Source organism: Mesorhizobium sp. M0848 (assembly GCF_040319805.1).
Taxonomy (GTDB): domain Bacteria; phylum Pseudomonadota; class Alphaproteobacteria; order Rhizobiales; family Rhizobiaceae; genus Mesorhizobium.
The window spans coordinates 80,986-103,522 of record NZ_JAMYOM010000011.1 but is presented as its reverse complement, the minus strand read 5'-3'; the positions used below and the strand labels follow the sequence as shown (position 1 = coordinate 103,522).

Annotated in this window: 25 protein-coding genes; 18 read left to right on the top strand and 7 right to left on the bottom strand. The window is 62.0% G+C overall.

Going from position 1 to position 22,537, the window contains the following annotated elements; translation table 11 throughout:
* The first annotated feature begins 106 nt into the window (after window positions 1-106).
* The 10 genes from nagZ to NKH95_RS14790 all read left to right on the top strand — a co-directional run bounded on the left by nagZ (window position 107) and on the right by NKH95_RS14790 (window position 9,458).
* Window positions 107-1,126, top strand: a complete 1,020-nt coding sequence (nagZ, locus tag NKH95_RS14835) for a beta-N-acetylhexosaminidase (protein ID WP_352891890.1) — start codon at window positions 107-109, stop codon at window positions 1,124-1,126.
* A gap of 62 nt (window positions 1,127-1,188) precedes the next feature.
* Complete coding sequence (locus tag NKH95_RS14830; RefSeq protein ID WP_023812190.1) at window positions 1,189-1,989, top strand: segregation and condensation protein A; 801 nt, start codon at window positions 1,189-1,191, stop codon at window positions 1,987-1,989.
* Window positions 1,986-2,753 carry an SMC-Scp complex subunit ScpB gene (scpB, locus tag NKH95_RS14825; protein WP_352891885.1) on the top strand — a complete coding sequence of 256 codons (768 nt, stop codon included), beginning with the start codon at window positions 1,986-1,988 and terminating at the stop codon, window positions 2,751-2,753. Before NKH95_RS14830 ends, scpB begins: the two co-directional genes overlap by 4 nt.
* A gap of 169 nt (window positions 2,754-2,922) precedes the next feature.
* Window positions 2,923-3,144 carry a twin-arginine translocase TatA/TatE family subunit gene (locus tag NKH95_RS14820; protein ID WP_023812188.1) on the top strand — a complete coding sequence of 74 codons (222 nt, stop codon included), beginning with the start codon at window positions 2,923-2,925 and terminating at the stop codon, window positions 3,142-3,144.
* Between the two features lie 29 nt (window positions 3,145-3,173).
* A complete protein-coding gene (gene tatB / locus NKH95_RS14815) occupies window positions 3,174-3,959 on the top strand; it encodes a Sec-independent protein translocase protein TatB (RefSeq protein WP_352891884.1) in 786 nt (261 codons plus the stop codon).
* Complete coding sequence (gene tatC, locus NKH95_RS14810) at window positions 3,956-4,831, top strand: twin-arginine translocase subunit TatC (RefSeq protein ID WP_023812186.1); 876 nt, start codon at window positions 3,956-3,958, stop codon at window positions 4,829-4,831. Before tatB ends, tatC begins: the two co-directional genes overlap by 4 nt.
* A gap of 193 nt (window positions 4,832-5,024) precedes the next feature.
* On the top strand, window positions 5,025-6,329 hold the full coding sequence (gene serS / locus NKH95_RS14805; protein ID WP_352552365.1) for a serine--tRNA ligase: 1,305 nt from the start codon (window positions 5,025-5,027) through the stop codon (window positions 6,327-6,329).
* Entirely contained in the window at window positions 6,329-7,087 is a 759-nt protein-coding gene (gene surE, locus NKH95_RS14800) for a 5'/3'-nucleotidase SurE (protein WP_023812184.1), read from the top strand. The genes serS and surE overlap by 1 nt, the downstream gene beginning before the upstream one ends.
* Window positions 7,084-7,743, top strand: coding sequence for a protein-L-isoaspartate(D-aspartate) O-methyltransferase (locus tag NKH95_RS14795; RefSeq protein WP_352891883.1), 660 nt, complete (start codon window positions 7,084-7,086; stop codon window positions 7,741-7,743). Before surE ends, NKH95_RS14795 begins: the two co-directional genes overlap by 4 nt.
* A gap of 203 nt (window positions 7,744-7,946) precedes the next feature.
* Entirely contained in the window at window positions 7,947-9,458 is a 1,512-nt protein-coding gene (locus NKH95_RS14790; protein ID WP_128304014.1) for a LysM peptidoglycan-binding domain-containing M23 family metallopeptidase, read from the top strand.
* Between the two features lie 133 nt (window positions 9,459-9,591).
* Here the strand turns inward: NKH95_RS14790 and NKH95_RS14785 are convergent, their stop codons facing one another.
* Entirely contained in the window at window positions 9,592-10,482 is an 891-nt protein-coding gene (locus tag NKH95_RS14785; RefSeq protein ID WP_023812181.1) for an NAD-dependent epimerase/dehydratase family protein, read from the bottom strand.
* Window positions 10,483-10,593: 111 nt separating this feature from the next.
* On the opposite strand from NKH95_RS14785, the gene NKH95_RS14780 reads away from it, so the two are divergent.
* Entirely contained in the window at window positions 10,594-11,412 is an 819-nt protein-coding gene (locus NKH95_RS14780) for an AraC family transcriptional regulator (protein ID WP_023812180.1), read from the top strand.
* Between the two features lie 39 nt (window positions 11,413-11,451).
* Here the strand turns inward: NKH95_RS14780 and NKH95_RS14775 are convergent, their stop codons facing one another.
* Window positions 11,452-12,327, bottom strand: coding sequence for an ATP-binding protein (locus NKH95_RS14775; RefSeq protein ID WP_352891877.1), 876 nt, complete (start codon window positions 12,325-12,327; stop codon window positions 11,452-11,454).
* 275 nt (window positions 12,328-12,602) lie between these two features.
* Here NKH95_RS14775 and yajC point away from each other — a divergent pair, with 275 nt between their 5' ends.
* From yajC to NKH95_RS14740, 7 genes are all read left to right on the top strand, one after another.
* A complete protein-coding gene (gene yajC / locus NKH95_RS14770; RefSeq protein ID WP_352891874.1) occupies window positions 12,603-12,941 on the top strand; it encodes a preprotein translocase subunit YajC in 339 nt (112 codons plus the stop codon).
* 29 nt (window positions 12,942-12,970) lie between these two features.
* Entirely contained in the window at window positions 12,971-14,095 is a 1,125-nt protein-coding gene (locus NKH95_RS14765) for a SecDF P1 head subdomain-containing protein (RefSeq protein WP_155930585.1), read from the top strand.
* A 125-nt stretch (window positions 14,096-14,220) separates the two neighbouring features.
* On the top strand, window positions 14,221-16,770 hold the full coding sequence (gene secDF / locus NKH95_RS14760) for a protein translocase subunit SecDF (protein WP_352891872.1): 2,550 nt from the start codon (window positions 14,221-14,223) through the stop codon (window positions 16,768-16,770).
* 28 nt (window positions 16,771-16,798) lie between these two features.
* The gene (locus tag NKH95_RS14755; RefSeq protein WP_023812175.1) at window positions 16,799-17,191 is read left to right on the top strand and encodes an Mth938-like domain-containing protein; all 393 of its coding nucleotides are present in this window, start codon (window positions 16,799-16,801) and stop codon (window positions 17,189-17,191) included.
* 1 nt (window position 17,192) lies between these two features.
* Window positions 17,193-18,035, top strand: a complete 843-nt coding sequence (locus NKH95_RS14750; protein WP_164892931.1) for a phytoene/squalene synthase family protein — start codon at window positions 17,193-17,195, stop codon at window positions 18,033-18,035.
* A gap of 136 nt (window positions 18,036-18,171) precedes the next feature.
* On the top strand, window positions 18,172-18,546 hold the full coding sequence (locus tag NKH95_RS14745) for a hypothetical protein (protein WP_348629836.1): 375 nt from the start codon (window positions 18,172-18,174) through the stop codon (window positions 18,544-18,546).
* Window positions 18,546-19,496: a sterol desaturase family protein gene (locus tag NKH95_RS14740; RefSeq protein ID WP_206638039.1), complete on the top strand. Its 951-nt coding sequence runs from the start codon at window positions 18,546-18,548 to the stop codon at window positions 19,494-19,496. Before NKH95_RS14745 ends, NKH95_RS14740 begins: the two co-directional genes overlap by 1 nt.
* A gap of 8 nt (window positions 19,497-19,504) precedes the next feature.
* Here the strand turns inward: NKH95_RS14740 and NKH95_RS14735 are convergent, their stop codons facing one another.
* The 5 genes from NKH95_RS14735 to NKH95_RS14715 form a co-directional block, all read right to left on the bottom strand.
* Window positions 19,505-19,837, bottom strand: coding sequence for a type II toxin-antitoxin system RelE/ParE family toxin (locus NKH95_RS14735; RefSeq protein WP_128304048.1), 333 nt, complete (start codon window positions 19,835-19,837; stop codon window positions 19,505-19,507).
* The gene (locus tag NKH95_RS14730; RefSeq protein WP_128304019.1) at window positions 19,821-20,111 is read right to left on the bottom strand and encodes a type II toxin-antitoxin system ParD family antitoxin; all 291 of its coding nucleotides are present in this window, start codon (window positions 20,109-20,111) and stop codon (window positions 19,821-19,823) included. Before NKH95_RS14730 ends, NKH95_RS14735 begins: the two co-directional genes overlap by 17 nt.
* A 73-nt stretch (window positions 20,112-20,184) precedes the next feature.
* Window positions 20,185-21,603 (bottom strand): methylenetetrahydrofolate--tRNA-(uracil(54)-C(5))-methyltransferase (FADH(2)-oxidizing) TrmFO, encoded by a 1,419-nt coding sequence (trmFO, locus tag NKH95_RS14725; RefSeq protein ID WP_352439910.1) that lies wholly within the window; start codon window positions 21,601-21,603, stop codon window positions 20,185-20,187.
* Between the two features lie 555 nt (window positions 21,604-22,158).
* Complete coding sequence (locus NKH95_RS14720) at window positions 22,159-22,299, bottom strand: DUF1127 domain-containing protein (protein ID WP_013531314.1); 141 nt, start codon at window positions 22,297-22,299, stop codon at window positions 22,159-22,161.
* 49 nt (window positions 22,300-22,348) lie between these two features.
* Window positions 22,349-22,489, bottom strand: a complete 141-nt coding sequence (locus tag NKH95_RS14715; RefSeq protein WP_013531315.1) for a DUF1127 domain-containing protein — start codon at window positions 22,487-22,489, stop codon at window positions 22,349-22,351.
* Window positions 22,490-22,537 lie beyond the last annotated feature (48 nt).

Sequence of the window (22,537 nt, the reverse complement as noted above, 5' to 3'; positions counted from 1 at the left end):
GCGCGGTCCACCGCGCCGGCTTTTTCATGGGGAAAGCAGATCCGGCATTGTCCCGGATGAATCCCTGGCGATTCCCTTTGATCGCACAAAGCCCTAAACTGCCGACATGACCGAATCAAAATCCATGATCCTCGGCTGTGCCGGGAAATCGCTTACCCGCGAAGAAATCAATTTCTATCGCAATGAATGCCCGTGGGCCTTCATCCTGTTTGCGCGCAACATTGGCGAGACCGAACAGATCCGCGATCTGGTCGCCGAGATGCGGGACTGCCTAGGGCGTCCGGACGCGCTGGTGTTCATCGATCAGGAAGGCGGCCGTGTGCAGCGCTTGCGACCGCCGCTGGCACCGAACTATCCCGCCGGCGGCGCGCTCGGCGCGCTGTGGCGCGACGATCATGATGCCGGCGCCCGAGCGGCCTGGCTGATGGCGCGGCTGCATGCCTTCGACCTGCTGCGCTACGGCATCACAGCCGATTGCCTGCCGGTGCTCGATGTGCCGATCGAAGGCGCCAGCGATGTCATCGGCGCGCGGGCCTATGGCAAGGATCCGCGACCGGTGATCGAGCTCGGCCGCGCAGCCGCGGAAGGGCTGATGTCGGGCGGCGTGCTGCCGGTCATGAAGCATATTCCGGGTCATGGACGTGCCTTTGCCGACACGCATTTCGAACTGCCGGTGGTCAATGCCTCGCTCAGCGATCTGCAGCGGCATGATTTCGCCCCGTTCAAGGAGCTTAGCCATCTGCCGATGGCGATGACAGCCCATGTCGTCTACAGCGCGATCGACCCCAACAATTCGGCGACCACCTCCGGCAAGGTCATCGACGAGATCATCCGGCGCGAAATCGGCTTCGACGGACTGCTGATGAGCGACGACACCTCGATGAAGGCACTTTCTGGGGATTTCCCGACAAAGGCGGCCTCGATCCTTGCGGCGGGCTGCGATCTGGTTCTTCACTGCAACGGCGTTTTTGAGGAGATGGCGGGCATCGCATCGCGGACCACGGGGCTTGAGGGCACGTCGCTGGAGCGCGCAAAGCGGGCGCTGACCTATATAAAGAACCGTGACACGGTTGAAGAAACCGAAATACGTGCCGAATTCGCCACCTACTTCGATGCGGTGGCATAGCAAAGGGAAAGTGACAGGCAGTGGCGGAGACATTGGAAAGCAAGGCCGCGAAGGCCGCACCGATGGACCGTCTGTGGGCCGAGAATGACGATTCACGCGTTACCGGCGACCCGTCGCTGGTCGTCGACGTGGCCGGCTTCGAAGGTCCGCTCGATCTTCTGCTGCATCTTGCCCGCACCCAGAAGGTCGATCTGGCGCGCATTTCGATCCTGGCGCTGGTCGAGCAATATCTGACCTTTGTCGAGACGGCGAGGGCGCTCAGGCTGGAGCTTGCCGCCGACTATCTGGTGATGGCGGCGTGGCTGGCCTTCCTCAAGTCCAAGCTCCTGATCCCCAAGCAGCCCGGCGACGAGGGCGAAAGCGGCGAGGAACTGGCGGCGGTGCTGCAGTTCCGTCTGAAGCGGCTGGAAGCCATGCGCGACGCCTCGGCGCGCCTGGTCAACCGCAACCGGCTCGGCCGCGATGTGTTCGCGCGCGGCATGCCGGAAATGGTCATCGTCGAAAAGCGTAACGCATATTCGGCCTCGCTCTACGATCTCTTGACCGCCTATGCCCAGCAGCGCCAGAAGCAGGCGATCAACAATGTGACGATCGCCAGGCGCGGTGTCTGGTCGCTCAAGGACGCGCGCGACATCCTGACCCGCCTCGTCGGGGCCGTGAGCGACTGGACGACGATGGAAAGTTTTCTCATCGCGTACATGACCAGCCCCGAGGAGCGGCGCACGGCGATCGCCAGTTCCTTCGCGGCAACACTGGAACTGGTGCGCGACGGCACGATGGAGGTGCGGCAGGACGAAGTGTTCGCGCCGATCTACCTGCGCGGCCGCACGCAGGCAATCAAGGCAGTCGAGGTGGCATCATGAGCGAACGCGCCAACGCTTCGGTTGTCCCGTTCAAGGTCGGCGATGAACCCGAAGAGGAGTCGCTTTCCCAGGATCCGGCCGAGCAGCAGCTACAGAACCCGGCCGAACGGCTGCATCTGGCCGAGGCCGTGCGCATGGCCGAGGCGATCGTGTTCGCCAGCGCTGAACCCGTCAGCGAAAAGCAGCTTGCGGCCCGCCTCCCTGACGGCATCAACATTGCCCTGGCCATGGCCGAGCTGCAGCAGATCTATGTGCGGCGCGGCGTCAATCTGGTGCGTGTCGGCGACGCCTGGGCGTTCCGCACCGCCGGCGACCTGGCCTTCCTGATGAGCCGCGATACCGTCCAGCAAAGGAAGCTCTCCCGCGCGGCTCTCGAAGTGCTGGCGATCATTGCCTATCACCAGCCGGTGACGCGTGCCGAGATCGAGGACATCAGGGGCGTGGAGACCTCAAAAGGTACGCTCGACACGCTGCTGGAAACGGAATGGGTGCGCATGCGCGGCCGGCGAAAGACGCCCGGACGCCCTGTGACCTACGGCACGACGGAGACCTTCCTCGACTATTTCGCGCTGGAAGAGATTCGCGATCTTCCTGGCATGGAGGAACTGAAGGGGGCCGGACTGCTTTCGGGCCGCATGCCGTCGAATTTCTCCATTCCGCAGCCGCCGGCCGATCCCGACGCATTGACCGACGACGAGGATGCGCTGACCGATATCGATCTCGAGGAACTCGGCCTGCTGACGCCGCGCGTCACGGAAGATTGACTGGCATTGGCGGCGAACTTGATGAGGATGCGCGGATTCGTAGCGGGCGTTCCCGTCGAAAATGCGTGACATCCGTCACCCTTTCATAAACTCTGTCGCAGTTGTGTTTGAATCCCAACGCGAAAACGCATAGATCATCGCCAGGGAAAACATTCGAGAGAGATTTGCTATGGGTTCATTTTCGATTTGGCATTGGCTGATCGTGCTGGTGATCGTGCTTTTGGTGTTCGGCCGCGGCAAGATTCCCGAGCTGATGGGCGATATGGCCAAGGGCATCAAGAGCTTCAAGAAGGGTATGGCCGACGACGAGGTTGCCGAAGACAAGCGCACCGTCGAACACCGTGCCGACGAGACCGTTGCGGCCGCGAAGGAAAAAGCCAGCAAGAGCTGAGCCCAAGGTTCTAGTCGGAACAGAGTGCCATGTTTGAAGTCGGCTGGACCGAAATGCTGGTCATCGCGATCGTCATGATCGTGGTCGTCGGACCCAAGGATTTGCCCAATATGCTGCGCACCTTCGGCCGCACGACGGCGAAGCTGCGCGCCATGGCGTCCGATTTCCAGAAACAGTTCAACGAGGCGCTGAAGGAAGCCGAGCTCGACGACGTCAAGAAGTCAGTCGACGAGCTCAGGGGCCTCAGCCCGATGGCCGAGATCAGGAAGCAGCTCAATCCGTTCGAACAGGCCGCGGCCGACGTTCGCTCCGGCGTCGATGCGGCAATGAAGCCGAAGCCGGCAGCCGATCCGGCAAGCTCTGTCGCTTCGACCCCGCAGGCGGCCGAGCCGTTGAAGAACGGTGCAACGACCATGCCTGGCGTCAACGGGCCGGAAGCAGCGCCAGCAGCGCCGATTTTTCCGGCAATGACCGACGAATCGGTGGTGACCTCGTCAGCGCCGGCGGAACCCGTTGCGGCACCGAAGGCGTCCGCGGCGAAGAAACTAACCAAGCCTGCATCGGCAAAAGCGACGCCGGCTGCAAAAGCTTCGGCAAATGGTGCAAAGGTAGCCGCGAAGGCAGCGTCTGCGTCCAAGACGCAGGCGAAGGCCGTGACGACGGCACAGCCTGAAACGCTCAGGGCCAAGACGCCCGCTGCGGCCAACGCTGTCGCGGCCAAGACTGTAGCGACCAAGACGGGGGCGAAAGCCGAACCGAAGCTTGCAGCGGTGAAGAAGCCGGTGGCCAAGAAGACGGCTGGAGCCGCCAAGTGAGCGTTTCGGACACCGAAAAGGACGAGATCGAGAAATCGTCGGCGCCGCTGATGGAGCATCTGATCGAGTTGCGCCGGCGGCTGATCTGGTCGCTGGGCGGCTTCTTCGTTGCCTTCCTGGTCTGTTTCTTCTTCGCCAAGAAACTGTTCAACCTCCTGGTCGTGCCGTTCAAATGGGCGACGCAATGGGCAGGGCTCGATCCGCACAAGGTCGAGCTGATCTACACCGCGCCGCAGGAATTCTTCTTCACTCAGGTCAAGCTCGCCATGTTCGGCGGCATGGTGATCGCCTTTCCGCTGATCGCCACGCAGATCTACAAGTTCATCGCGCCCGGCCTGTACAAGAACGAGCGGAATGCCTTCCTGCCGTTCCTGATCGCGTCGCCGATCTTGTTCCTGATGGGTGCGTCGCTGGTCTATTTCTTCTTCACGCCGATGGTGATGTGGTTCTTCCTCGCCATGCAGCAGGCCGGCACCGACGATCAGGTGCAGATTTCGCTGCTGCCGAAAGTGTCGGAATATCTCAGCCTGATCATGACGCTGATCTTTTCCTTCGGCCTGGTGTTCCAGCTGCCGGTGGTGACCAGCCTGATGACACGGGTCGGCATGCTGTCGTCCAAGGGACTGGCCGAGAAGCGCAAATGGGCGATCGTCATTGCCTTCGTCGTCGCGGCGATACTGACGCCGCCCGATCCGATGAGTCAGATCGGCCTGGCCATCCCGACCATCCTTCTCTACGAGGTGTCCATCTGGGCTGCCCGGCTGATCGAGCGCGATCGGGAAAAGCAGCGCGTGGCACGCGAGAAGCAGGATGCGGCGGACGAGGTGGCGGACAAAGCACCGGACGAGCCCCCGGCACCTGCCTCCTCATAGGCAACAGAGCGGCTGCAGCGGCGGAAAAACATAGTCGTCGCCCCGCCCATCTTGCATCGATCTCGGATGCGGTTTACGCCCTCTGGCTGAAACGCATCGCGCTCAAAGCGATGCGTTTCAGTTTTGTTTTGAGCATGTCGCCCAAAATCGCTGTGCACTTTTGGGCGACATGCTACCCAGGAGCGTTCAAACCATGCTTGACATCAAATGGATTCGCGACAACCCGAAGGCCCTTGTCGAGGCGCTGGTGAAGCGCTCGTGGTCGGCCGGTGAGGCGCAGTCCATGGTCGACGGACTGATCGCCTCGGACGAGGCGCGGCGCGAGCACGTTACCGAACTGCAGACCAAGCAGGAGCGCCGCAATGCCGCGTCGAAGGAGATCGGCAACGCCATGCGTTCGGGCGATGCCGCCTTGGCCGAGAAGCTGAAAGCCGAAGTCGGCGAGATCAAGGTCTTCATCCAGAACGGCGAGGCGCGCGAACGCGAGCTCGACAAGGCGCTGACCGATGCGCTGGCAGTGCTTCCCAACGTGCCGTTCGACGACGTGCCTGTGGGCAAGGACGAGCACGACAATGTCGTCAAGCACCTCGTCGGCAAGGTGCCGACGCGGCCGAACTGGGTGAAGGAGCACTTTGAGATCGGCGAAGCGCTCGGCATGATGGATTTCGAGCGCGCGGCAAAGCTGTCGGGCTCGCGCTTTACGGTGCTGAAAAGCGGACTGGCCCGGATGGAACGTGCGCTCGGCCAGTTCATGCTGGACCTGCATACGACCGAACACGGCTACGAGGAAGTCATCCCGCCGTTGATGGTCAAGGACGATGTTCTGTTCGGCACCAACCAATTGCCGAAGTTCGAGGAAGATCTGTTCTTCACGCCGCACGGGGAGGGCAGGCTTGGCTTGATTCCCACCGCCGAGGTCCCACTCACCAACCTTGTGCGGGAAGAAATCACCGCGCATGAAAAACTGCCGCTGCGCTATACCGCGCTGACGCCGTGCTTCCGTTCGGAAGCGGGTTCGGCCGGGCGCGACACGCGCGGCATGCTGCGCCAGCATCAGTTCTACAAGGTCGAGCTGGTGTCGATCACCGATCAGGAATCGTCGCTTGCCGAGCATGAGCGGATGACGCAATGCGCCGAGGAAGTGCTCAAGCGGCTCGGCCTGCCGTTCCGCACCATGACGCTGTGCACCGGTGACATGGGGTTTGGCGCGCGCAAGACCTACGACATCGAGGTCTGGCTGCCCGGCCAGAACGCCTATCGCGAGATCTCGTCCTGCTCGGTGTGCGGCGATTTCCAGGCGCGCCGCATGGACGCGCGCTACAAGGACAAAGACGGCAAGGGCAACCGCTTCGTCCACACGCTCAACGGCTCGGGCACAGCCGTTGGCCGCGCGCTCATCGCTGTCATCGAAAACTACCAGAATGAAGATGGCAGCGTAACCATTCCTGAAGTGCTGCGGCCTTACATGGGCGGTCTGGAAAAGATCGAAGCGAAATAATGCGTATCCTCCTGACCAACGACGACGGCATTCATGCCGAGGGCCTGGCGTCGCTCGAACGCGTCGCACGTACGTTGTCCGACGATGTCTGGGTGGTGGCGCCCGAGCAGGACCAGTCCGGCTACGCGCATTCGCTGTCGATCTCGGAGCCGCTGCGGCTGCGCAAGATCGGCGAGAAGCATTTTGCCGTGCGCGGCACGCCGACGGATTGCGTCATCATGGGCGTCAAGAAAATTCTGCCTGGCGCACCCGACCTGATCCTGTCCGGCATCAATTCGGGCGCCAACATCGCCGATGACGTCACCTATTCGGGCACCGTCGCCGGCGCCATGGAAGGCGCGCTGCTCGGTATCCGCTCGATCGCGCTCAGCCAGGGCTACAGCTATGTCGGCGAAGATCGCGTCGTGCCCTACGAGACGACAGAAGTGCTGGCGCCGGCGCTGCTGAAGAAACTTGTCGCGACGCCGTTGCCGGACGGCGTGCTGCTCAACGTCAATTTTCCCAACTGCACGCCCGAAGAGGTCGCGGGCACGGTGGTCACCACGCAAGGCAAGCTCGTGCACTCCCTGTGGGTCGACGAGCGCCGCGACGGGCGCGGCCTGCCTTACTACTGGCTGCGCTTCGGCGGCGAGCCGGTCGAGGGCAAGCAAGGCACCGATCTCTACGCGTTGCGCAACAGGCTGGTGTCGGTGACGCCGCTGCAGCTCGACCTGACCGCGCATGAAATCCGTGACCAATTGAGCAAGGCGCTTGCATGAACCAAGGCCTCCCGATCGATGACCGCGAAGGTTTTGCTGCCTTTCTGCTGCGCCTGCGCGGCCGGGGGACTGTGCCGAAGGCGCTGATCGCGGCCTTCGAGGCGACGCCGCGGCGCGGCTTCCTGTCGGCCCAGTTCCATCAGATCGCCTGGTCGGACCGTATGCTGCCGATCGAATGCGGCGAGGCGATCGAAGGTGCCGACATGCAGGCGGCGGTGATCGCGGCGCTCGCTATCGAGCAGGGCAACCGCGTGCTCGAGATCGGCACCGGCTCGGGCTACACTTCGGCGGTGATGTCGCGGCTGGCGGCGCGGGTCATCACCACCGATCGCTACAAGACGCTCGCCGAGCAGGCGCGGCAGCGCTTCGAGGCGCTCGGCATCGGCAATGTGATCGTGCGCCACGCCGATGGTTCCGGCGGGCTGCCGAATGAAGGGCCATTTGACCGTATCGTCGCCTGGGCTGCCTTCGACAGCCTGCCGCGCTTCCTGCTCGACCAGTTGTCGAGCGGCGGTATCGTCATCGCTCCGATCGGCCCCGAAGAGGGCGAACAGGTGCTGGCCAAGCTGACCAAGGTCGGCAGCCGCTTCGAGCGTGAAGACATCGGCCTCGTTCGCCTGCAGCCGATCCTGCGCGGTGTCGCCGCTGTCATCTAGCGCGTATGTCGATGTTCAGGCCGCGCCGCGTCGGGTGCGCGCGCCGTCTTCGACCCCGGCCGGCATGACCTGAAAATCTCCCCTGGGCTCGCTCTCTAATATTTTAAGAAAAATTGCGTCGGATTCCATGGGGTTAACCGTCGAGTAACATTAACGCGCTTTAATCATGCCTAGTTTGTACCGGGTATGTGCGGGTTAGTGCGATGCAACTCAGTGTTTTGAAGACAAACGGTCGCAATCTGGCGCGAGGCTGCGCCATACTGATGGTCGCGGGTGCTGCTGCGGGGTGCAGTTCCCAAGTTTCGCGGTTCAATGGCGTCGACGATGTCTTTACATCCTCGACCAACAATCAGCGCGCCATCATCAACAAGCAGGATGCCGTACAGCAGCCCTATCCGGGCGATGTCGCCGCCGCTCCGATCGATGGCAGCCATACACAGTCGGTCAGCCGCTCCAGCCTCGATCCGGTCTCGACGCGGCCGCTGCCGCCGCCGGTTGCCCAGGCTTCCGAAGTGGCGCCGGTGTCAAAGCCGGTACGCACCGCATTAGCCCCGGCACCGCATGTCGACAGGACCACGACCGGCACCGTCGCCCCAGTGGCGTCGCCTTTCAAGGTTTCGCAACCTGACGAACCCCGCGTGGCTGCTTCCGGCACTCCGCATGCAACCGAGATCGTCGTCAGGGACGGCGAAACGATCGGCGGCCTGGCGCAGCGCTACAAGGTGCCGTCCGACGTGATCATGAAGGTCAACGGGTTGAGCGCGACCAAGGGGCTGAAGACCGGCCAGAAGCTGGTCATCCCGGCCTACGCCTATTCGAGCAAGAGCGAGCCGAAGCTCGCGGATGCCAAGCCGGCGAAAGACACCAAGCACAACCTGCCGGCCACCGCGCCCGACAAGGTGGCCGTCCTGCCGCAGCAGCCGAAGCCTAGGGAGGGCAAGTCCGCCGCTCCGGTCGACACGTCGGCCGCCGCGAGCCAGCCCAAGGAGCCCAAGCCGCAGGTAGCTGCGGCCAAGGCGACCAATGCAGCTGGCACCTATACGGTTCAGTCGGGCGACACGCTTTCCTCGATTGCCAGGAAGACCGGTGTCGGTGTCGTTGCCATCAAGCAGGCCAACGGCATGCAGGATGGCTTGCTCAAGATCGGCCAGACCCTGAAGGTGCCTGCCGGTGGAACCGCGATCGTCGCCGCCGCCAAGCCGGCCAAGGTCGATCCGGTGACGACGGCCACGACGCAGCCCGCGGCAAAGACCACGCCGTCGGAAACGCTGGCGTCCTACACGCCGCCGAAGAAGGATTCGAAGGTCATCCAGCAGGCCGAGGCCGACGACGCCGTCGCGCCAGACGCCACCGGCATCGGCAAGATGCGCTGGCCGGTGCGCGGCCGCGTGATTTCCGGTTTCGGCTCCGGCAAAGACGGCGTTGACATCGCCGTACCCTCTGGCACACCGGTCAAGGCAGCCGAAAACGGTGTCGTCATCTATGCCGGCGACGGCCTCAAGGAATTCGGTAACACGGTGCTGGTGCGCCACGAGAATGGCCTGGTCACCGTCTACGGCCACGCCAGCTCGATCGAGGTCCAGCGCGGCCAGAAGGTCAAGCGCGGCCAGGAAATCGCGCTGTCGGGCATGAGCGGCACGACGGACTCGCCGAAGCTGCACTTCGAAGTGCGCAAGAACTCCGCCCCGGTCGATCCGTCCGGCTATCTCGAATAGTCGAGGCTATCTCGAATAGAAGAAAAAAAGCAATTTTGCGGGCCGTCTGACCTCCAGTCCGGCCCGCCGGCTCAGCCCGTTCCGAAAGGAGCGGGCTTTTTCAGCTTCAACGCGACGCGCCAGTCTTCAAGCTTCAAAGATGATCACGCAGGGTGTCGGCGATCATGACGCCAAGGCTGCTGGCCTTGATGCCGAGAAGCGTCTCCGCGTCGGAGGAATCGACCAGCAAGGGATTGTCGAAGAGGTAGCTCATTTCGATGAGCTCATGCATGCCCGATGCCTCCATTTCGGGGATGGAATAGGAACGTGTCTCTGGAATTTCACGGTGAAGCATTGCCGCCGTCGTTAGGATGAGTTCCCGGGGTGAGGCGTGTTGCGATGGAACATGGAATGCTCGTCCCCATTCGCCCGTGTAGCGGGAAGCGGCGACCAGTGTCCTGGCCACGTCCTTCGTGAAGGACCAGGCATGAGTCGCGTCGAGGTTTCCAATGAAAGCAGTCGGCCTCCCCTCGATTATGGAGGGCAGCGCGACCAGTGAGAAAGAGCTGATCGCGCCATGTCCAAGATAATCGCTGGACCGCACTTCGACTGCCGGCACGTCCGCACGGACCGCGCGCTGCCACATGATCGTCCGGGCGGTTCCTTTCTTCGAAGTCGGATCCAGAGACAGGTCGGAGTGAAGCGGACTATCGGCATGTTCGCCATAGCCATAGAGGTTTCCGAGTATCACAAGCTTCGCGCCGACCGCTTCCGCGGCCCGCACGGTGCCGTCGATGATTGGGAAAAAGTCGGTCGGCCACCGGTGATAGGCGGCCATGGCACACATGAAAACGGCGTCGGCGTTTCGGCAGATACGCGCCAGTTCAACGCCATCGGTGGCATCGGCCTGCACCGCCCGGACGTTCCGCAACCCGTTTGAGCCGACACTCCGGCTCGTGAGAACGACATCATGTCCTTCTTCTCCCAGAAGGCGCGCGGTCTCGTGCCCGACCGGGCCTGCTCCGACAACTACATAAAAACCCATGGCAACCTCTCGTCCAAACTCTATGGAGAGGCGTAGGTACATGTCCCCGGCATTGAAAATCGCGCGGAAATTGCCAATTCTTGGACAGGTTTTGCCATGAAGTGAGAAAGCATGCATTCGCAGTCTGTTCCGGCTCGATTTCCGCCCGACGTCACAATGGCCTTCTGGCATATCGAAGCGGGCGTCCATCGTCTCTCCAAAGCGGCCCATCATCGCATCATGGTGCATGCAAGCGCGGCGACGCGTTCCTACTGCAATGAGGTTGGTCGATATTTCGTGAGGCGCGCCGGCGATATTGACCTGGTGCCCGCTGGCCAAGAGGGCGGTTTCGAGACTGAAACCCCGTTCGACACGATCGAGATCGCGTTACAACCAGCCCTGATGGAAAGGGTGGCGGCTGAGCTTGGCGGCAAGGCGCGCGCATTGCCGCTCGACACACGTCACCTGCTTCGTGATCAGCGCATCCAACATCTCGCCCGAGCACTCGAGAGCGATGTCAACGCAAACTCACCGAGTGGACCTTTGTTTGCCGACAGCATTGGCGCAGCTCTTGCGGTGAGGCTGCTCGGTCTTGACAATCTCGATGTCGACCGAAGAAACCGGTTGTCAGATGCCCAGCTCAAGCGTGTGTTGGAGCATATTGAGGCTGGCCTGCACGAGCCCCTTTCGATCCTCCGACTGAGCCGAGTTGCCGGGGCGAGCAGCTCGCACTTGCGGGCTTGGTTCAAGGCGGCGACAGGCTTCACCCTGCACCGGTACGTGTTGCGACGCCGGGTCGAACGCGCACGCGTCCTGCTCCGGCGCGGGGATCTCAGCACAAGCGAGGTTGCGGAATTGACGGGCTTTGCGCACCAGTCACACCTGGCGCATTGGATGCGTCGTGAGATCGGCCAAACGCCGCGTGACTTGCGGCGGTCGCAGCCCAAATGATCTTGTCATTGGATGGCGTTGGCGACGCCACCCAACGTATCAGTCCCTCAGTGGCTTGCCGAGCCGGCCAGCCAGGTCCTGGGTGAACTGCCAGGCGACGCGACCTGAGCGGCTGCCGCGGGTGGTCGCCCATTCCAGTGCTTCGGCGCGCAGTTGCTCGGGATCCACGACAAGGCCATGGTGCCTGACATAGCCGTCGATCATGTCGAGATACTCGTCCTGCGAACATTTGTGGAAGCCGAGCCACAGCCCGAACCGGTCGGACAGCGACACTTTTTCCTCGACCGCCTCGGACGGGTTGATGGCGGTCGAGCGCTCGTTGTCGATCATGTCGCGGGGCAAAAGATGCCGGCGGTTCGAGGTGGCATAGAAGATGACATTGGCGGGGCGGCCCTCGACGCCGCCTTCGAGCGCTGCCTTGAGCGATTTGTAGGAGGTGTCGTCATGGTCGAAGGAGAGGTCGTCGCAAAACAGGATGAAGCGGAAGGGCGCCGCCTTGAGCAATCCCATCAGCTTCGGCAGCGTGTCGATGTCCTCGCGGTGGATTTCGATCAGCTTCAACGTCAGGTCGGACTTGGTCCTGGCGTTGATCTGGGCATGCACGGCCTTGACCAGCGACGATTTGCCCATGCCGCGCGCGCCCCACAACAATACGTTGTTGGCCGGATAGCCGCCAGCGAAGCGTTCGGTGTTGTCGACAAGGATGTCGCGGACGCGGTCGACGCCACGGATCAGGCCGATGTCGACGCGGTTAACCCTGCGCACCGGTTCCAGATAGCCCGGATCGGCCTGCCAGACGAAGCAATCGGCCGCGCCGATGTCGGTTTGGGGTACCGGCGGCGGGGCAAGACGGCTCACCGCTTCGATCAGCCGGTCGAGTTTCTGGTTCAGGGCTTCAATGCTGCTGTCGGTCATGGCTGTCTTTTGTTTCGCGTTTTGACGTGTGGGGGCGTGAAGCTGGCCGATTCCGTCTGATACAAAACCGGCTGCAACCTTTTGTTCGAGCGTGATCTTTTCCAAAAACTGGCTCGCGCTTTTCGCGATCCTGCTCTAACACGGCTCAACAGGCCGGAAAAGCAGCCGATTTGGGCGGCCGCGCAGTTGCATTGACAACTTTACCGACTATATTCCGGCCAAATTTCAAGGGGCCGCCAGATTGGCGGCTGTTTTCAAAATTCAGGAGTACCTCGATGTTCGTGACACCGGCATACGCCCAAGGCGTCGGCGCTTCTCCAGACATGTTCATCAGCATTTTGCCGTTTGTCCTGATTTTCGTGATCATGTATTTTCTGATCATCAGGCCGCAGCGCACGCAGCTGAAGAAGCGCGGCGAGATGCTGGCCGCGGTCCGTCGCGGCGACACGGTCGTCACCGGCGGCGGCTTCGTCGGCAAGGTGACCAAGGTGATCGACGACAACGAGCTCGAGATCGACCTCGGCGGTGGCATGAAGGTGACGGCGCTGCGTTCCACGATCGCCGATGTGCGCGTCAAGGGCGAGCCGGTCGCCAACCAGAACGCCAAGAGATAACCGAATTGTCGGCGGAGGGATCCGCCAGCATGCCTGACGGAGGACGCCATTTGCCGCCTTCTTCGCGCTTCAGGATAGTTCTGATCTGTGTGGCTGCGGTCATTACAGCAGTGCTTGATGTGTCCATCCTTTTCGCGGCAAGTCCGCTCGCGAAGCAGCCTTATTGGGCACCAAAAATCCAGACGGCGATTGGCCTCGATCAAAAGGGCATTTCGCGCTTCGTATTCGGCCTGGATCTGGACGAATTGATCAAAGGCAGGCTGGAGACGACCCAAGACGAAATCCGCTCACTGCTGCGTTCCGCTCACATCGGCTATACCGGTCTGGCTGTATCGGGTCGCGCGGTTCAGGTACACATTTCGGATGCCGCTCAGCTTGTTTTGGCCAAAGTAACGCTAAAGACACTGACCGATCCGTCTGCCGATGATGACGCAGTCCAGGAGCTGGTGCTGGATGAGTCCGGACCAGTCTTGCTCAAATTCGTCATCACGGGCGCCGGCATCAAATACCTAACGTCCGCGGCTTTGAAGCAGTCAGTGGAGGTCATCAAGCATCGCATCCATGACTTCAGGAGGGTTGAATCGGGCATTTCGGAGCCGATCGTGCGGCAGCAAGGCGATGATCGGATTATGGTCCAAGTGTCGGGCCTCAAGGATTCGCATAGGCTAAGTAATATCCTTGTTCGTGCCGCCAAGCTGACTGTCCAGATGATTGATGGATCGATGCCGGTGAAAGACGCGCTTAATGGGCCGCTGCCCAATTCGTCCAGCATGCTTTATTCACACGACGATCCGCCGGTCCCCTACCTGATCGAGAACCGTGTCATCGTTTCGGATGACAACCTGATCAATGCGAAGCCGGCCTACAGCCCGCAAAGTAACAAGCCGATTGTCCTGTTTCGGGTCGATTCAAAAGGAACCGCACGGCTAAGCCGGGAGACCTCGCAGAATGTCGGCAGTTCGTTTGCAGTCGTGCTGGACGGTCGGGTGGTTTCAGTACCGGTAATCCGCGAGCCCATCCTTGACGGCATCGGCCAGATATCGGGCAATTTCACTGTCGAGGACGCTAACGATCTCGCCGTGCTATTACGCAATGGCCGCTTACCCGCACGATTGACAATAGTTGAAGAAAGTCCGATGGCAGCACCAAAGTGACCGCCTTGTGCTCGACAACCACAGATGCGCGGATGAATGGTGAGCCGGTGGCGAACCAGAATGCCAAGAAATAACCGAATTTTAGGCGGAGCGATCCGCGGACACGCTCTGACGGACGACGCCATATGCTGTATTTTTCGCGCTTCAAGATGATCCTGATCTGGGTGGCCGTGGCCATCACGGTGATCCTCGCCGCGCCCAATCTCATCCCCGCAAGCACTTTGGCCAAGCTTCCCGACTGGGTGCCGAAGCGGCAGATGACGCTCGGCCTCGATCTGCAGGGCGGCTCGCACATCCTGCTGGAGATGAATCAGAACGATCTGATCAAGGACCGGTTGGAGACGACGCGCGACGAAATCCGCACGCTGCTGCGTGACGCCAAGATCGGCTACACCGGCCTCGCCGGCACCGGACGTGTCTTGCAGGTCCGTATCACCGATCCCGCCCAGATCGATGCCGCCAAGACGGCGCTGAAGACGCTGACCGATCCGGTCGCTGCCGGCCTGTTCACCGGCGGCTCCATCCAGGAAATGACGCTCGATGATTCCGAGCCCGGCCTGCTCAAGTTCAACGTCACCAACGCCGGCATCAAATATCGCACATCGACGGCGCTGACGCAGTCGATCGAGGTGGTCGAGCGCCGCGTCAACGAACTCGGCACGACCGAACCTATCGTGCAGCGACAGGGCGACGACCGTATCCTTGTCCAGGTGCCGGGTCTTCAGGACCCGCAAAGGCTGAAGGAAATCCTCGGCCAGACCGCCAAGCTGACCTTCCAGATGGTCGACCAGTCGATGCCGGTGCAGGATGCCCTCAACGGCCGTCCGCCAGCCGGCTCGTCGGTGCTGTACTCGCAGGACGATCCGCCGGTTCCGTATCTGATCGAAAATCGCGTCATCGTCTCGGGCGAAAACCTCGTTGACGCACAGGCGACATACAATTCGCAGAACAACGAGCCGGTGGTGTCGTTCCGCTTTGATTCGAAAGGGGCGGCGCGCTTCGGCCAGGCCACTGCGCAGAATGTCGGCAAGCTGTTCGCCATCATCCTCGACAACCAGGTGATTTCGGCGCCGCAGATCCGCGAGCCGATCCTCGGCGGCACCGGCCAGATATCCGGCAACTTCACCGCCCAGAGCGCCAACGACCTTGCGGTGCTGCTGCGCGCCGGTGCGTTGCCCGCAACGCTTACGGTCATCGAAGAACGCACGGTGGGTCCGGGCCTTGGCCAGGATTCGATCCATGCCGGCAAGGTCGCCGGCATCATCGGTTCTATCCTCGTCGTCGCCTTCATGTTCGTCGCCTACGGCTTCCTCGGCTTCCTGGCCAACATCGCGCTGGCGGTGCACGTGGCGATGATCGTCGGCGTGCTCTCGTTGCTTGGCGCGACGCTGACCTTGCCTGGTATCGCCGGTATCGTGCTGACCATCGGCATGGCGGTCGATTCCAACGTGCTGATCTACGAACGAATCCGCGAGGAGCGACGCGCCGGCCGCTCCGTGATCCAGGCGATCGATACCGGTTTCACCAAGGCGCTGGCGACCATCGTCGATTCCAACATCACTTCGCTGATCGCCACCGTGGTGCTGTTCTATCTCGGTACCGGGCCGGTGAAGGGCTTTGCCATCACTTATGCCATCGGCATCCTGACGACCGTGTTCACCGCTTTCACCTTCACCCGGCTGCTGGTCTCGATCTGGCTGCGCCGGGCTCGCCCGAAGGAACTGCCGCGCGCGCCGGTGACCTTCGTTCCGCCCGGCACGAAAATTCCGTTCATGGGCATCCGTCGCTGGACGTTCACGCTGTCAAGCGCACTGTCGATCCTCTCGGTGGTGATGTTCATGACCGTCGGCATCAATTACGGCATCGATTTCAAGGGCGGTTCGCTGATCGAGGTACAGGCCAAGAGCGGCAATGCCGACCTCGCCGACCTCCGCTCGCGCCTGACCGAGCTCAACATCGGCGAAGTCCAGGTCCAGCAGTTCGGTACGCCCAACGACGTGTTGATCCGCGTCGGCACGCAGGATGGCGGCGAGAATGCCGAGCAGACCGTCATCGACAAGGTGCGCGGCGAACTGCAGGACAATTATGACTTCCGCCGCGTGGAAGTGGTGGGACCGACAGTCTCCGGAGAACTCGCCAAGCAAGGCACCATCGCCATGCTGATCGCGCTGCTCGGCATCCTGGTCTATGTCTGGTTCCGCTTCGAATGGCAGTTCGCGGTCGGCGCCATCGTGGCGACGGTGCACGATGTGGTCATGACACTTGGCTTCTTCGTCATCACCGGGCTGGAGTTCAACCAGTCGTCACTGGCGGCGATCCTGACCATCATCGGCTATTCGCTGAATGACACGATCGTGGTCTATGACCGTGTTCGCGAGGATCTGCGAAAATACAAGCGGATGCCGCTGCCGCAACTGTTGAACAACGCCATCAACGAGACTCTGTCGAGGACGACACTGACATCGGTGACGACGATCCTGGCGCTGCTGGCGCTGGTGCTGTTCGGCGGCGAGGTGATCCGCTCGTTCACCATGGCCATGCTGTTCGGCGTCGTCTTCGGCACCTATTCCTCGATCTTTATCGCCGCACCGCTGCTGATCCTGTTCAAGTTGCGGCCGCAGGCAACTGCCGACGAGGAGAAGCCGGTCAATGGCGGCAAGGCGGTCGCGACCTGACGCGCCGCCCCGAAGGGATGACAGAACGATGACCAGCAAAGGCATCGTCATCCGCGAGGCGCATTTTCCGGGCCGCGCGCCGATCGAAGCCTACGGCAATGGCGGGTTCCGCTTTGCCGACATGTCGCACCGTGGTTCGCTCATGTGCCTGCCATCCGGCATCCATGGTTGGGAACCGGCTGATCCCCTGGCGCTGACGGTGGCGGATTTCGACAGGCTGCTGGCTGAGGCCGACAAGGTCGAAATCCTGCTGGTCGGCATGGGCAGGGATCTCAGGCCATTGCCCGCCGCATTGCGGGCCGCGCTGAAGGCCGCCGGCATTGCATCCGACCCGATGTCGACGGGGGCCGCGGTGCGGACCTACAATGTCCTTCTGGCGGAAGAGCGCGCGGTGGCCGCAGCGCTCATTGCCGTCGATTGACATGTCTCGAAGCGCTGAAATCGTCATGGACGCGGTGCGCGCCACCGACCATGACCGCTATCTGACCGCGCTCTATGCAACGGCGGACAAGCGCGACGCGCTGTTTTCGCTCTATGCCTTCAATGCCGAGATCGCAGGCATTCGCGATCGCATCCATGAAGCGCTGCCGGGCGAAGTGCGGCTGCAGTGGTGGCGCGATGTCATTGCCGCCGGCGGCGAGGCCGGCGCCGGCCATCCCGTTGCCGAAGCCTTGAACGCCACGATAGCGACGTTCGGCCTTCCGGAGCCGGCCTTCGAGAACATGCTCGATGCGCGCATCTTCGACCTCTACGACGACCCGATGCCGTCGCGCACCGATCTGGAAGGCTATTGCGGCGAGACGGCCGCAGCACTCATCCAGCTTGCGGCGATGGTGCTCGATCCCGTCGAGGCGCCGCGCTTTGCCGATCTGGCGGGCAGGGCAGGCTGTGCGCAGGCGATGACCGGCCTGCTGCTGCTGTTGCCGCTGCATCGCCGGCGCGGACAGTGTTTTGTCCCGGCCGATATCCTTGCAGCGGCCGGCTCTTCGCCGCAGGAGTTCGTTGCCGGTGATGGCGGACCCGGCGCCAAACGCGCGGTGGCGGCGATGATGGCGCTGGCACGGGAACATCTTTCCGCCTTCGAGCGAGGCGCTCCGGCTCTGCCTGTATCGCTGCGTCCGGCATTCCTGCCGCTCGCCCTGTCACGTGCCTATCTCGGCAAGATGGAGAATGGTTCGCCGCTCGAAGGCGTGGCGCGGCTGTCGGCCTTGCGCCGGCATTGGCTGCTGCTGCGTCGCGCGAGCAAGGGCTGGCCTGCGCTTTGACGTAAACGTCAATCATGTTAAGACGTCCCCGCGCCAAACTGTTGCTGAAGACAACAGGCCGGCCCGGAGGAGATGAATGAGCTTACCCATATTGGTAGCGATCGTTACCTTCGGCATCGCGCTGTCGGTTGCGGCGGTGCATTTCACCGGCGGCAGCAAGACGGCGACGCTCAGCAGTGTCGATCGCGCAGTGAGCCGATTCACTGAGGATTTTCCCGACGAGATCGCGACGGTGGTCCGCCTGACAGCGGATGCCAAGACGGCGTTTCTGGATATCGGGCGAGGGCGCATCGGCATCGTTCACAGCATCGGCGATCGCTTTTTGACCCGCATCGTCTCGCCTCAGAATGTCGCGGTTTTGAACGCCGGAGATGCGAACACGGTTTCGCTGCGGCTCGCCGATTTCACCTGGAAGGGCGGCCGCTTCCGCTTTGCCAGCTCAACGGATGCACAGGGCGTGCTGAAAGCGCTTGAGCCGCAAGGTTCAAATTCCACTGGGCAGGCCGCGTGATGGACAGCTACAATTTCCCGCAAGTCACCCAACTGGCCATCCCGTTCTTCGTGGTCGCGATCCTGATCGAGCTTTGGTTGGTGCGCACCGGCCGCGCCAGGGATTCGTTCGAGACGCGCGACACCTTGACCAGCCTGATGATGGGCACCGGCAATGTCGTTGCCGGGCTGCTGCTTGGCGTCGTGTCCTACTGGGCACTGCTGTGGCTGTGGCAATTCCGCGTCTTCAATCTCGGCCTGTCGGTCTGGGTGTTCCTGGCCGCCTTCCTGCTCGATGATCTGCGCTACTACGTCTATCATCGCATCGCGCACCGGGTGCGCTGGGTGTGGGCCGAACACGTAAACCACCATTCCAGCCAGCACTACAATCTGTCGACGGCGCTCAGGCAAAGCTGGACCGGTCTGTTCACCTTCATGTTCGTTTTGCAGGCGCCGCTGGTGCTGCTCGGCTTCCACCCGGCGGTGATTGCCTTCACCTTCGGCTTCAACCTTGTCTGGCAGTTCTGGATCCACACCGAGACGATCGGCAAGATGTGGAGCTGGTTCGAGTTCGTCTTCAACACGCCGTCACACCACCGCGTCCATCACGCCACCAATCCGCGCTACCTCGACGCCAACTATGCCGGCACGCTGATCATCTGGGATCGCGTGTTCGGCACCTTCGTCGGAGAACTGGAAGAAGACCGGCCGCGCTACGGCATCGTCAGGAATCTCGGCACCTTCAATCCGCTGAAAGTGGCGTTCCATGAATGGATCGGCATGTTCAGGGATGCCTTTGCGCCCGGTCTGACGTTGAGCGACCGCCTGAACTATCTGATCAAGCCGCCGGGCTGGAGCCATGACGGCTCGCGCGAAACTTCCGAGACATTGAAAGCTGCCTATGTCAGGCGAAATCCTGATGAGGCGGGCAAGCCGGGGTTGCCGGCGGCTGGTGTCGAGCCAGCCGAATAACCATCGCCTCAGGATGGTTCGCTCGACCCGCCCTCGCGCATCAGCGTTTCATAGTCGCGACCGCCATGGAAGATGTTGACGATGCGGACGAAGTTATCGTCGATGATGTAAGCGATGACTGCAGAGTGCTCGAACGGAACTGTTCGCAATCCTGGCAGGATGTCGTCGCGGGAACGACCGCCGCGAGGCGCGTTGCCGATGCTCTGGCACCGGTCTTCGATGCGCAGAACGAACTTCAGCGCGACGTCAGGACTTCCATTGGCTTCGACTATATGTCTGAAAATGTTGGCCAGATCATTTCTGGCATCTTCACGATACTCGACCTCAAGCCGCCGAATCATCGGCACGGCTCGAATACTGGGCGAAGAGTCCCCGGAGGTGAGTGCGAACCTCTTCTCCCGAATGGCCCGGCCTTGTATCCTCGATCGACGCCTTCACCCGGGCTCTGATCGACGCCATGCGCTCGGCATGCTCTTCCTCTTCGCGCTGGAAGGCGCGAAGGGCTGCACGGATGACTTCGCTGGCCGATCCGAAGGAGCCATCTTCGACCTTTTCGCGGATCATGCGCGCCATTGCGGGCGTGACGGTGACCGATAGTTTCTCGGCGGATTCCATGGCTGTCTCTCTTAGGCAAGAAGTGAGATAGTATCCTACTTGACGCCTATGGTCCAATCAGGGAGGAAGCTGGCTACTCTGCAGCTTCGGCCGTTTCCGTTTGCGCCGCCAATCCCAGCCATTGCCGGCAATCGGCGCGTGCGCGCGATGTGATGGCATGCCGCTTGGCGACGGTCTTGTCCTTGCCGCGCATGCGCTTGCCCTCGGTCTTCGGCGCTTCCACAGGCGGGAACAGGCCGAAATTGACATTCATCGGCTGGAAGGAGCGCTTTCCCGGCTCGTCATCCGAAACGATGTGGCCGCCTGTGATGTGGTTGAGCAGCGCGCCGAAGGCCGTAGTCAGCGGCGGCAGCGACGGCGCATGGCCGAGCCTTTCCGCGGCGGCGAAACGGCCGGCGAGCAGGCCGATCGCGGCACTCTCGACATAGCCCTCGCAGCCGGTGATCTGGCCGGCAAAACGCAGGCCGGGGCGCGACTTCAGCTGCAGCGAAGCGTCGAGCAAGGTCGGCGAGTTGATGTAGGTGTTGCGGTGCAGGCCGCCGAGGCGGGCGAAATCGGCGTTTTCGAGACCCGGTATGGTGCGGAACACGCGCACCTGCTCGGCGTGCTTCAGCTTGGTCTGGAAGCCGACCATGTTATAGAGCGTGCCCAGCGCATTGTCCTGCCGCAGCTGGACGACGGCATAGGCCTTCACCGTCGGATTGTGTGCATTGGTCAGCCCCATCGGCTTCATCGGGCCGTAACGGAGCGTCTCGACGCCGCGTTCGGCCATGATCTCAATCGGCAGGCAGCCGTCGAAATAGGGCGTGCCTTCCCATTGCTTGAATTCGGTTTTCTGGCCGTCGACCAGCGCCTGAACGAAGGCAAGGTACTGGTCCTTGTCCATCGGGCAGTTGATGTAGTCCTTACCGGTGCCGCCGGGCCCGACCTTGTCGTAGCGCGACTGGAACCAGCAAATGTCCATGTCGATCGTGTCGAAGTGGACGATCGGCGCGATGGCGTCGAAGAAGGCTAGCGCATCGGCGCCGGTCGCTTCCGCGATCGACTGGGCAAGTGAGGGCGCGGTCAATGGACCCGTGGCGATGATCGCCTGGTCCCAATCCGCCGGCGGCAGGCCCGGCACTTCCTCGCGCTGGATTGATATCAGCGGGTGCGCTTCAAGCCTTTTCGTCACCGCGTCGGCAAATCCGTCGCGGTCGACGGCGAGCGCGCCGCCAGCAGGCACCTGGTTGGCGTCGCCGGCGCTCATGATCAGCGAGCCGGCCAGCCGCATTTCGGCATGCAACAGGCCGACGGCATTGTTGTCCGCGTCGTCGGAGCGGAAGGAGTTCGAACAGACCAGCTCGGCCAGGCTGTCGGTCTTGTGCGCATCGGTGCCGCGAACGGGCCGCATTTCATGCAGGATGACGGGCACGCCGGCCTCGGCTGCCTGCCATGCGGCTTCGGAACCGGCGAGGCCGCCGCCGATGATGTGGATTGGGTTTTTGCTCATGAAAGCCGGAATAATCGCTTGGTGCGGCGATTGCAATTGCCGTGCGCGGTGCGGAGCAAACAGCTGCTGATCGGAGCGCCCCTGAAAACAACAACACCCGCCGGGGGAGGAGGTCCGGCGGGTGTCGTTTTTGGGGTCGACCCTCGGGAGGAGGTGAAGGCCGACCATATTCGTCATCGCCGGGGAGGAGGTCGGCTTTGACGAAAACTCTTTCGCTAATTTTGAAAGGGGCGAAACCCTTCTGGGGCCGGGAAACAGCGCCCGCCGCGGGAGGAGGTGCGGCGGGCGCCGTTTTGGTGGCCAACCTTCGGGAGGAGGTGAAGGTCGGACCTATTCGTCATTGCCGGGGAGGAGGTCGGCTTTGACGAAATCTCTTTCGCTAATTTTGAAAGGGGCGAAACCCTTCTGGGCAAATTTGATTTGCCCCGGGGAAACAGCGCCCGCCGCGGGAGGAGGTGCGGCGGGCGCCGTTTTTGTGGTCAACCCTTGGGAGGAGGTAAGGGGTGACCGTATTCGTCAAGGTCGGGGAGGAGGTCGACCCTGCCGAAATTCTGTCTAGATCGCCTGGCGGGCGATGATCTTGATTTCGTCGCGGACGATACCGAGATCATGCAGCTGGCGGTTGGAAAGGCGACCCAGCTCGGTAACCGTCTCGCGATAAACGCGCCAGTTACGATAGTTGCGGATCAGGTTCATTGTCGTTCTCTTTTTCAAAACTGGTTCGGACCATTCGCGGTCCGAAGAATTAGACCGCCTTGCGAGCGACGTAAGGAATGTCGCTGCGGCTGATGCCGAGGTCGGTCAGTTCACGGTTGCTCAGGCGGCTCAGCTCGGACACGGTGTCCCTGTAGCGGCGCCAGTTGCGGTAGTTGCGGATCAGGTTCATGGTAGTTCTCGTTTCGTCTTTCTTGCGGATCATTCCGTTTGTGTACGA

What these genes read in the sequence shown, in the direction of transcription:
- tatB (WP_352891884.1), top strand. Translation starts at nt 3,174, where the DNA reads ATGTTTGAAGTCGGCTGGACCGAAATGCTGGTCATCGCGATCGTCATG.
- surE (WP_023812184.1), top strand. Translation starts at nt 6,329, where the DNA reads ATGCGTATCCTCCTGACCAACGACGACGGCATTCATGCCGAGGGCCTG.
- NKH95_RS14830 (WP_023812190.1), top strand. Translation starts at nt 1,189, where the DNA reads ATGGACCGTCTGTGGGCCGAGAATGACGATTCACGCGTTACCGGCGAC.
- secDF (WP_352891872.1), top strand. Translation starts at nt 14,221, where the DNA reads ATGCTGTATTTTTCGCGCTTCAAGATGATCCTGATCTGGGTGGCCGTG.
- NKH95_RS14730 (WP_128304019.1), bottom strand. Translation starts at nt 20,111, where the DNA reads ATGGAATCCGCCGAGAAACTATCGGTCACCGTCACGCCCGCAATGGCG.
- trmFO (WP_352439910.1), bottom strand. Translation starts at nt 21,603, where the DNA reads ATGAGCAAAAACCCAATCCACATCATCGGCGGCGGCCTCGCCGGTTCC.
- NKH95_RS14720 (WP_013531314.1), bottom strand. Translation starts at nt 22,299, where the DNA reads ATGAACCTGATCCGCAACTATCGTAACTGGCGCGTTTATCGCGAGACG.
- serS (WP_352552365.1), top strand. Translation starts at nt 5,025, where the DNA reads ATGCTTGACATCAAATGGATTCGCGACAACCCGAAGGCCCTTGTCGAG.
- NKH95_RS14740 (WP_206638039.1), top strand. Translation starts at nt 18,546, where the DNA reads ATGGACAGCTACAATTTCCCGCAAGTCACCCAACTGGCCATCCCGTTC.
- yajC (WP_352891874.1), top strand. Translation starts at nt 12,603, where the DNA reads ATGTTCGTGACACCGGCATACGCCCAAGGCGTCGGCGCTTCTCCAGAC.
- NKH95_RS14755 (WP_023812175.1), top strand. Translation starts at nt 16,799, where the DNA reads ATGACCAGCAAAGGCATCGTCATCCGCGAGGCGCATTTTCCGGGCCGC.
- NKH95_RS14820 (WP_023812188.1), top strand. Translation starts at nt 2,923, where the DNA reads ATGGGTTCATTTTCGATTTGGCATTGGCTGATCGTGCTGGTGATCGTG.
- NKH95_RS14785 (WP_023812181.1), bottom strand. Translation starts at nt 10,482, where the DNA reads ATGGGTTTTTATGTAGTTGTCGGAGCAGGCCCGGTCGGGCACGAGACC.
- NKH95_RS14715 (WP_013531315.1), bottom strand. Translation starts at nt 22,489, where the DNA reads ATGAACCTGATCCGCAACTACCGCAACTGGCGCCGCTACAGGGACACC.
- scpB (WP_352891885.1), top strand. Translation starts at nt 1,986, where the DNA reads ATGAGCGAACGCGCCAACGCTTCGGTTGTCCCGTTCAAGGTCGGCGAT.
- NKH95_RS14765 (WP_155930585.1), top strand. Translation starts at nt 12,971, where the DNA reads ATGCCTGACGGAGGACGCCATTTGCCGCCTTCTTCGCGCTTCAGGATA.
- NKH95_RS14775 (WP_352891877.1), bottom strand. Translation starts at nt 12,327, where the DNA reads ATGACCGACAGCAGCATTGAAGCCCTGAACCAGAAACTCGACCGGCTG.
- NKH95_RS14780 (WP_023812180.1), top strand. Translation starts at nt 10,594, where the DNA reads ATGCATTCGCAGTCTGTTCCGGCTCGATTTCCGCCCGACGTCACAATG.
- NKH95_RS14795 (WP_352891883.1), top strand. Translation starts at nt 7,084, where the DNA reads ATGAACCAAGGCCTCCCGATCGATGACCGCGAAGGTTTTGCTGCCTTT.
- nagZ (WP_352891890.1), top strand. Translation starts at nt 107, where the DNA reads ATGACCGAATCAAAATCCATGATCCTCGGCTGTGCCGGGAAATCGCTT.
- NKH95_RS14735 (WP_128304048.1), bottom strand. Translation starts at nt 19,837, where the DNA reads ATGATTCGGCGGCTTGAGGTCGAGTATCGTGAAGATGCCAGAAATGAT.
- NKH95_RS14750 (WP_164892931.1), top strand. Translation starts at nt 17,193, where the DNA reads ATGTCTCGAAGCGCTGAAATCGTCATGGACGCGGTGCGCGCCACCGAC.
- NKH95_RS14790 (WP_128304014.1), top strand. Translation starts at nt 7,947, where the DNA reads ATGCAACTCAGTGTTTTGAAGACAAACGGTCGCAATCTGGCGCGAGGC.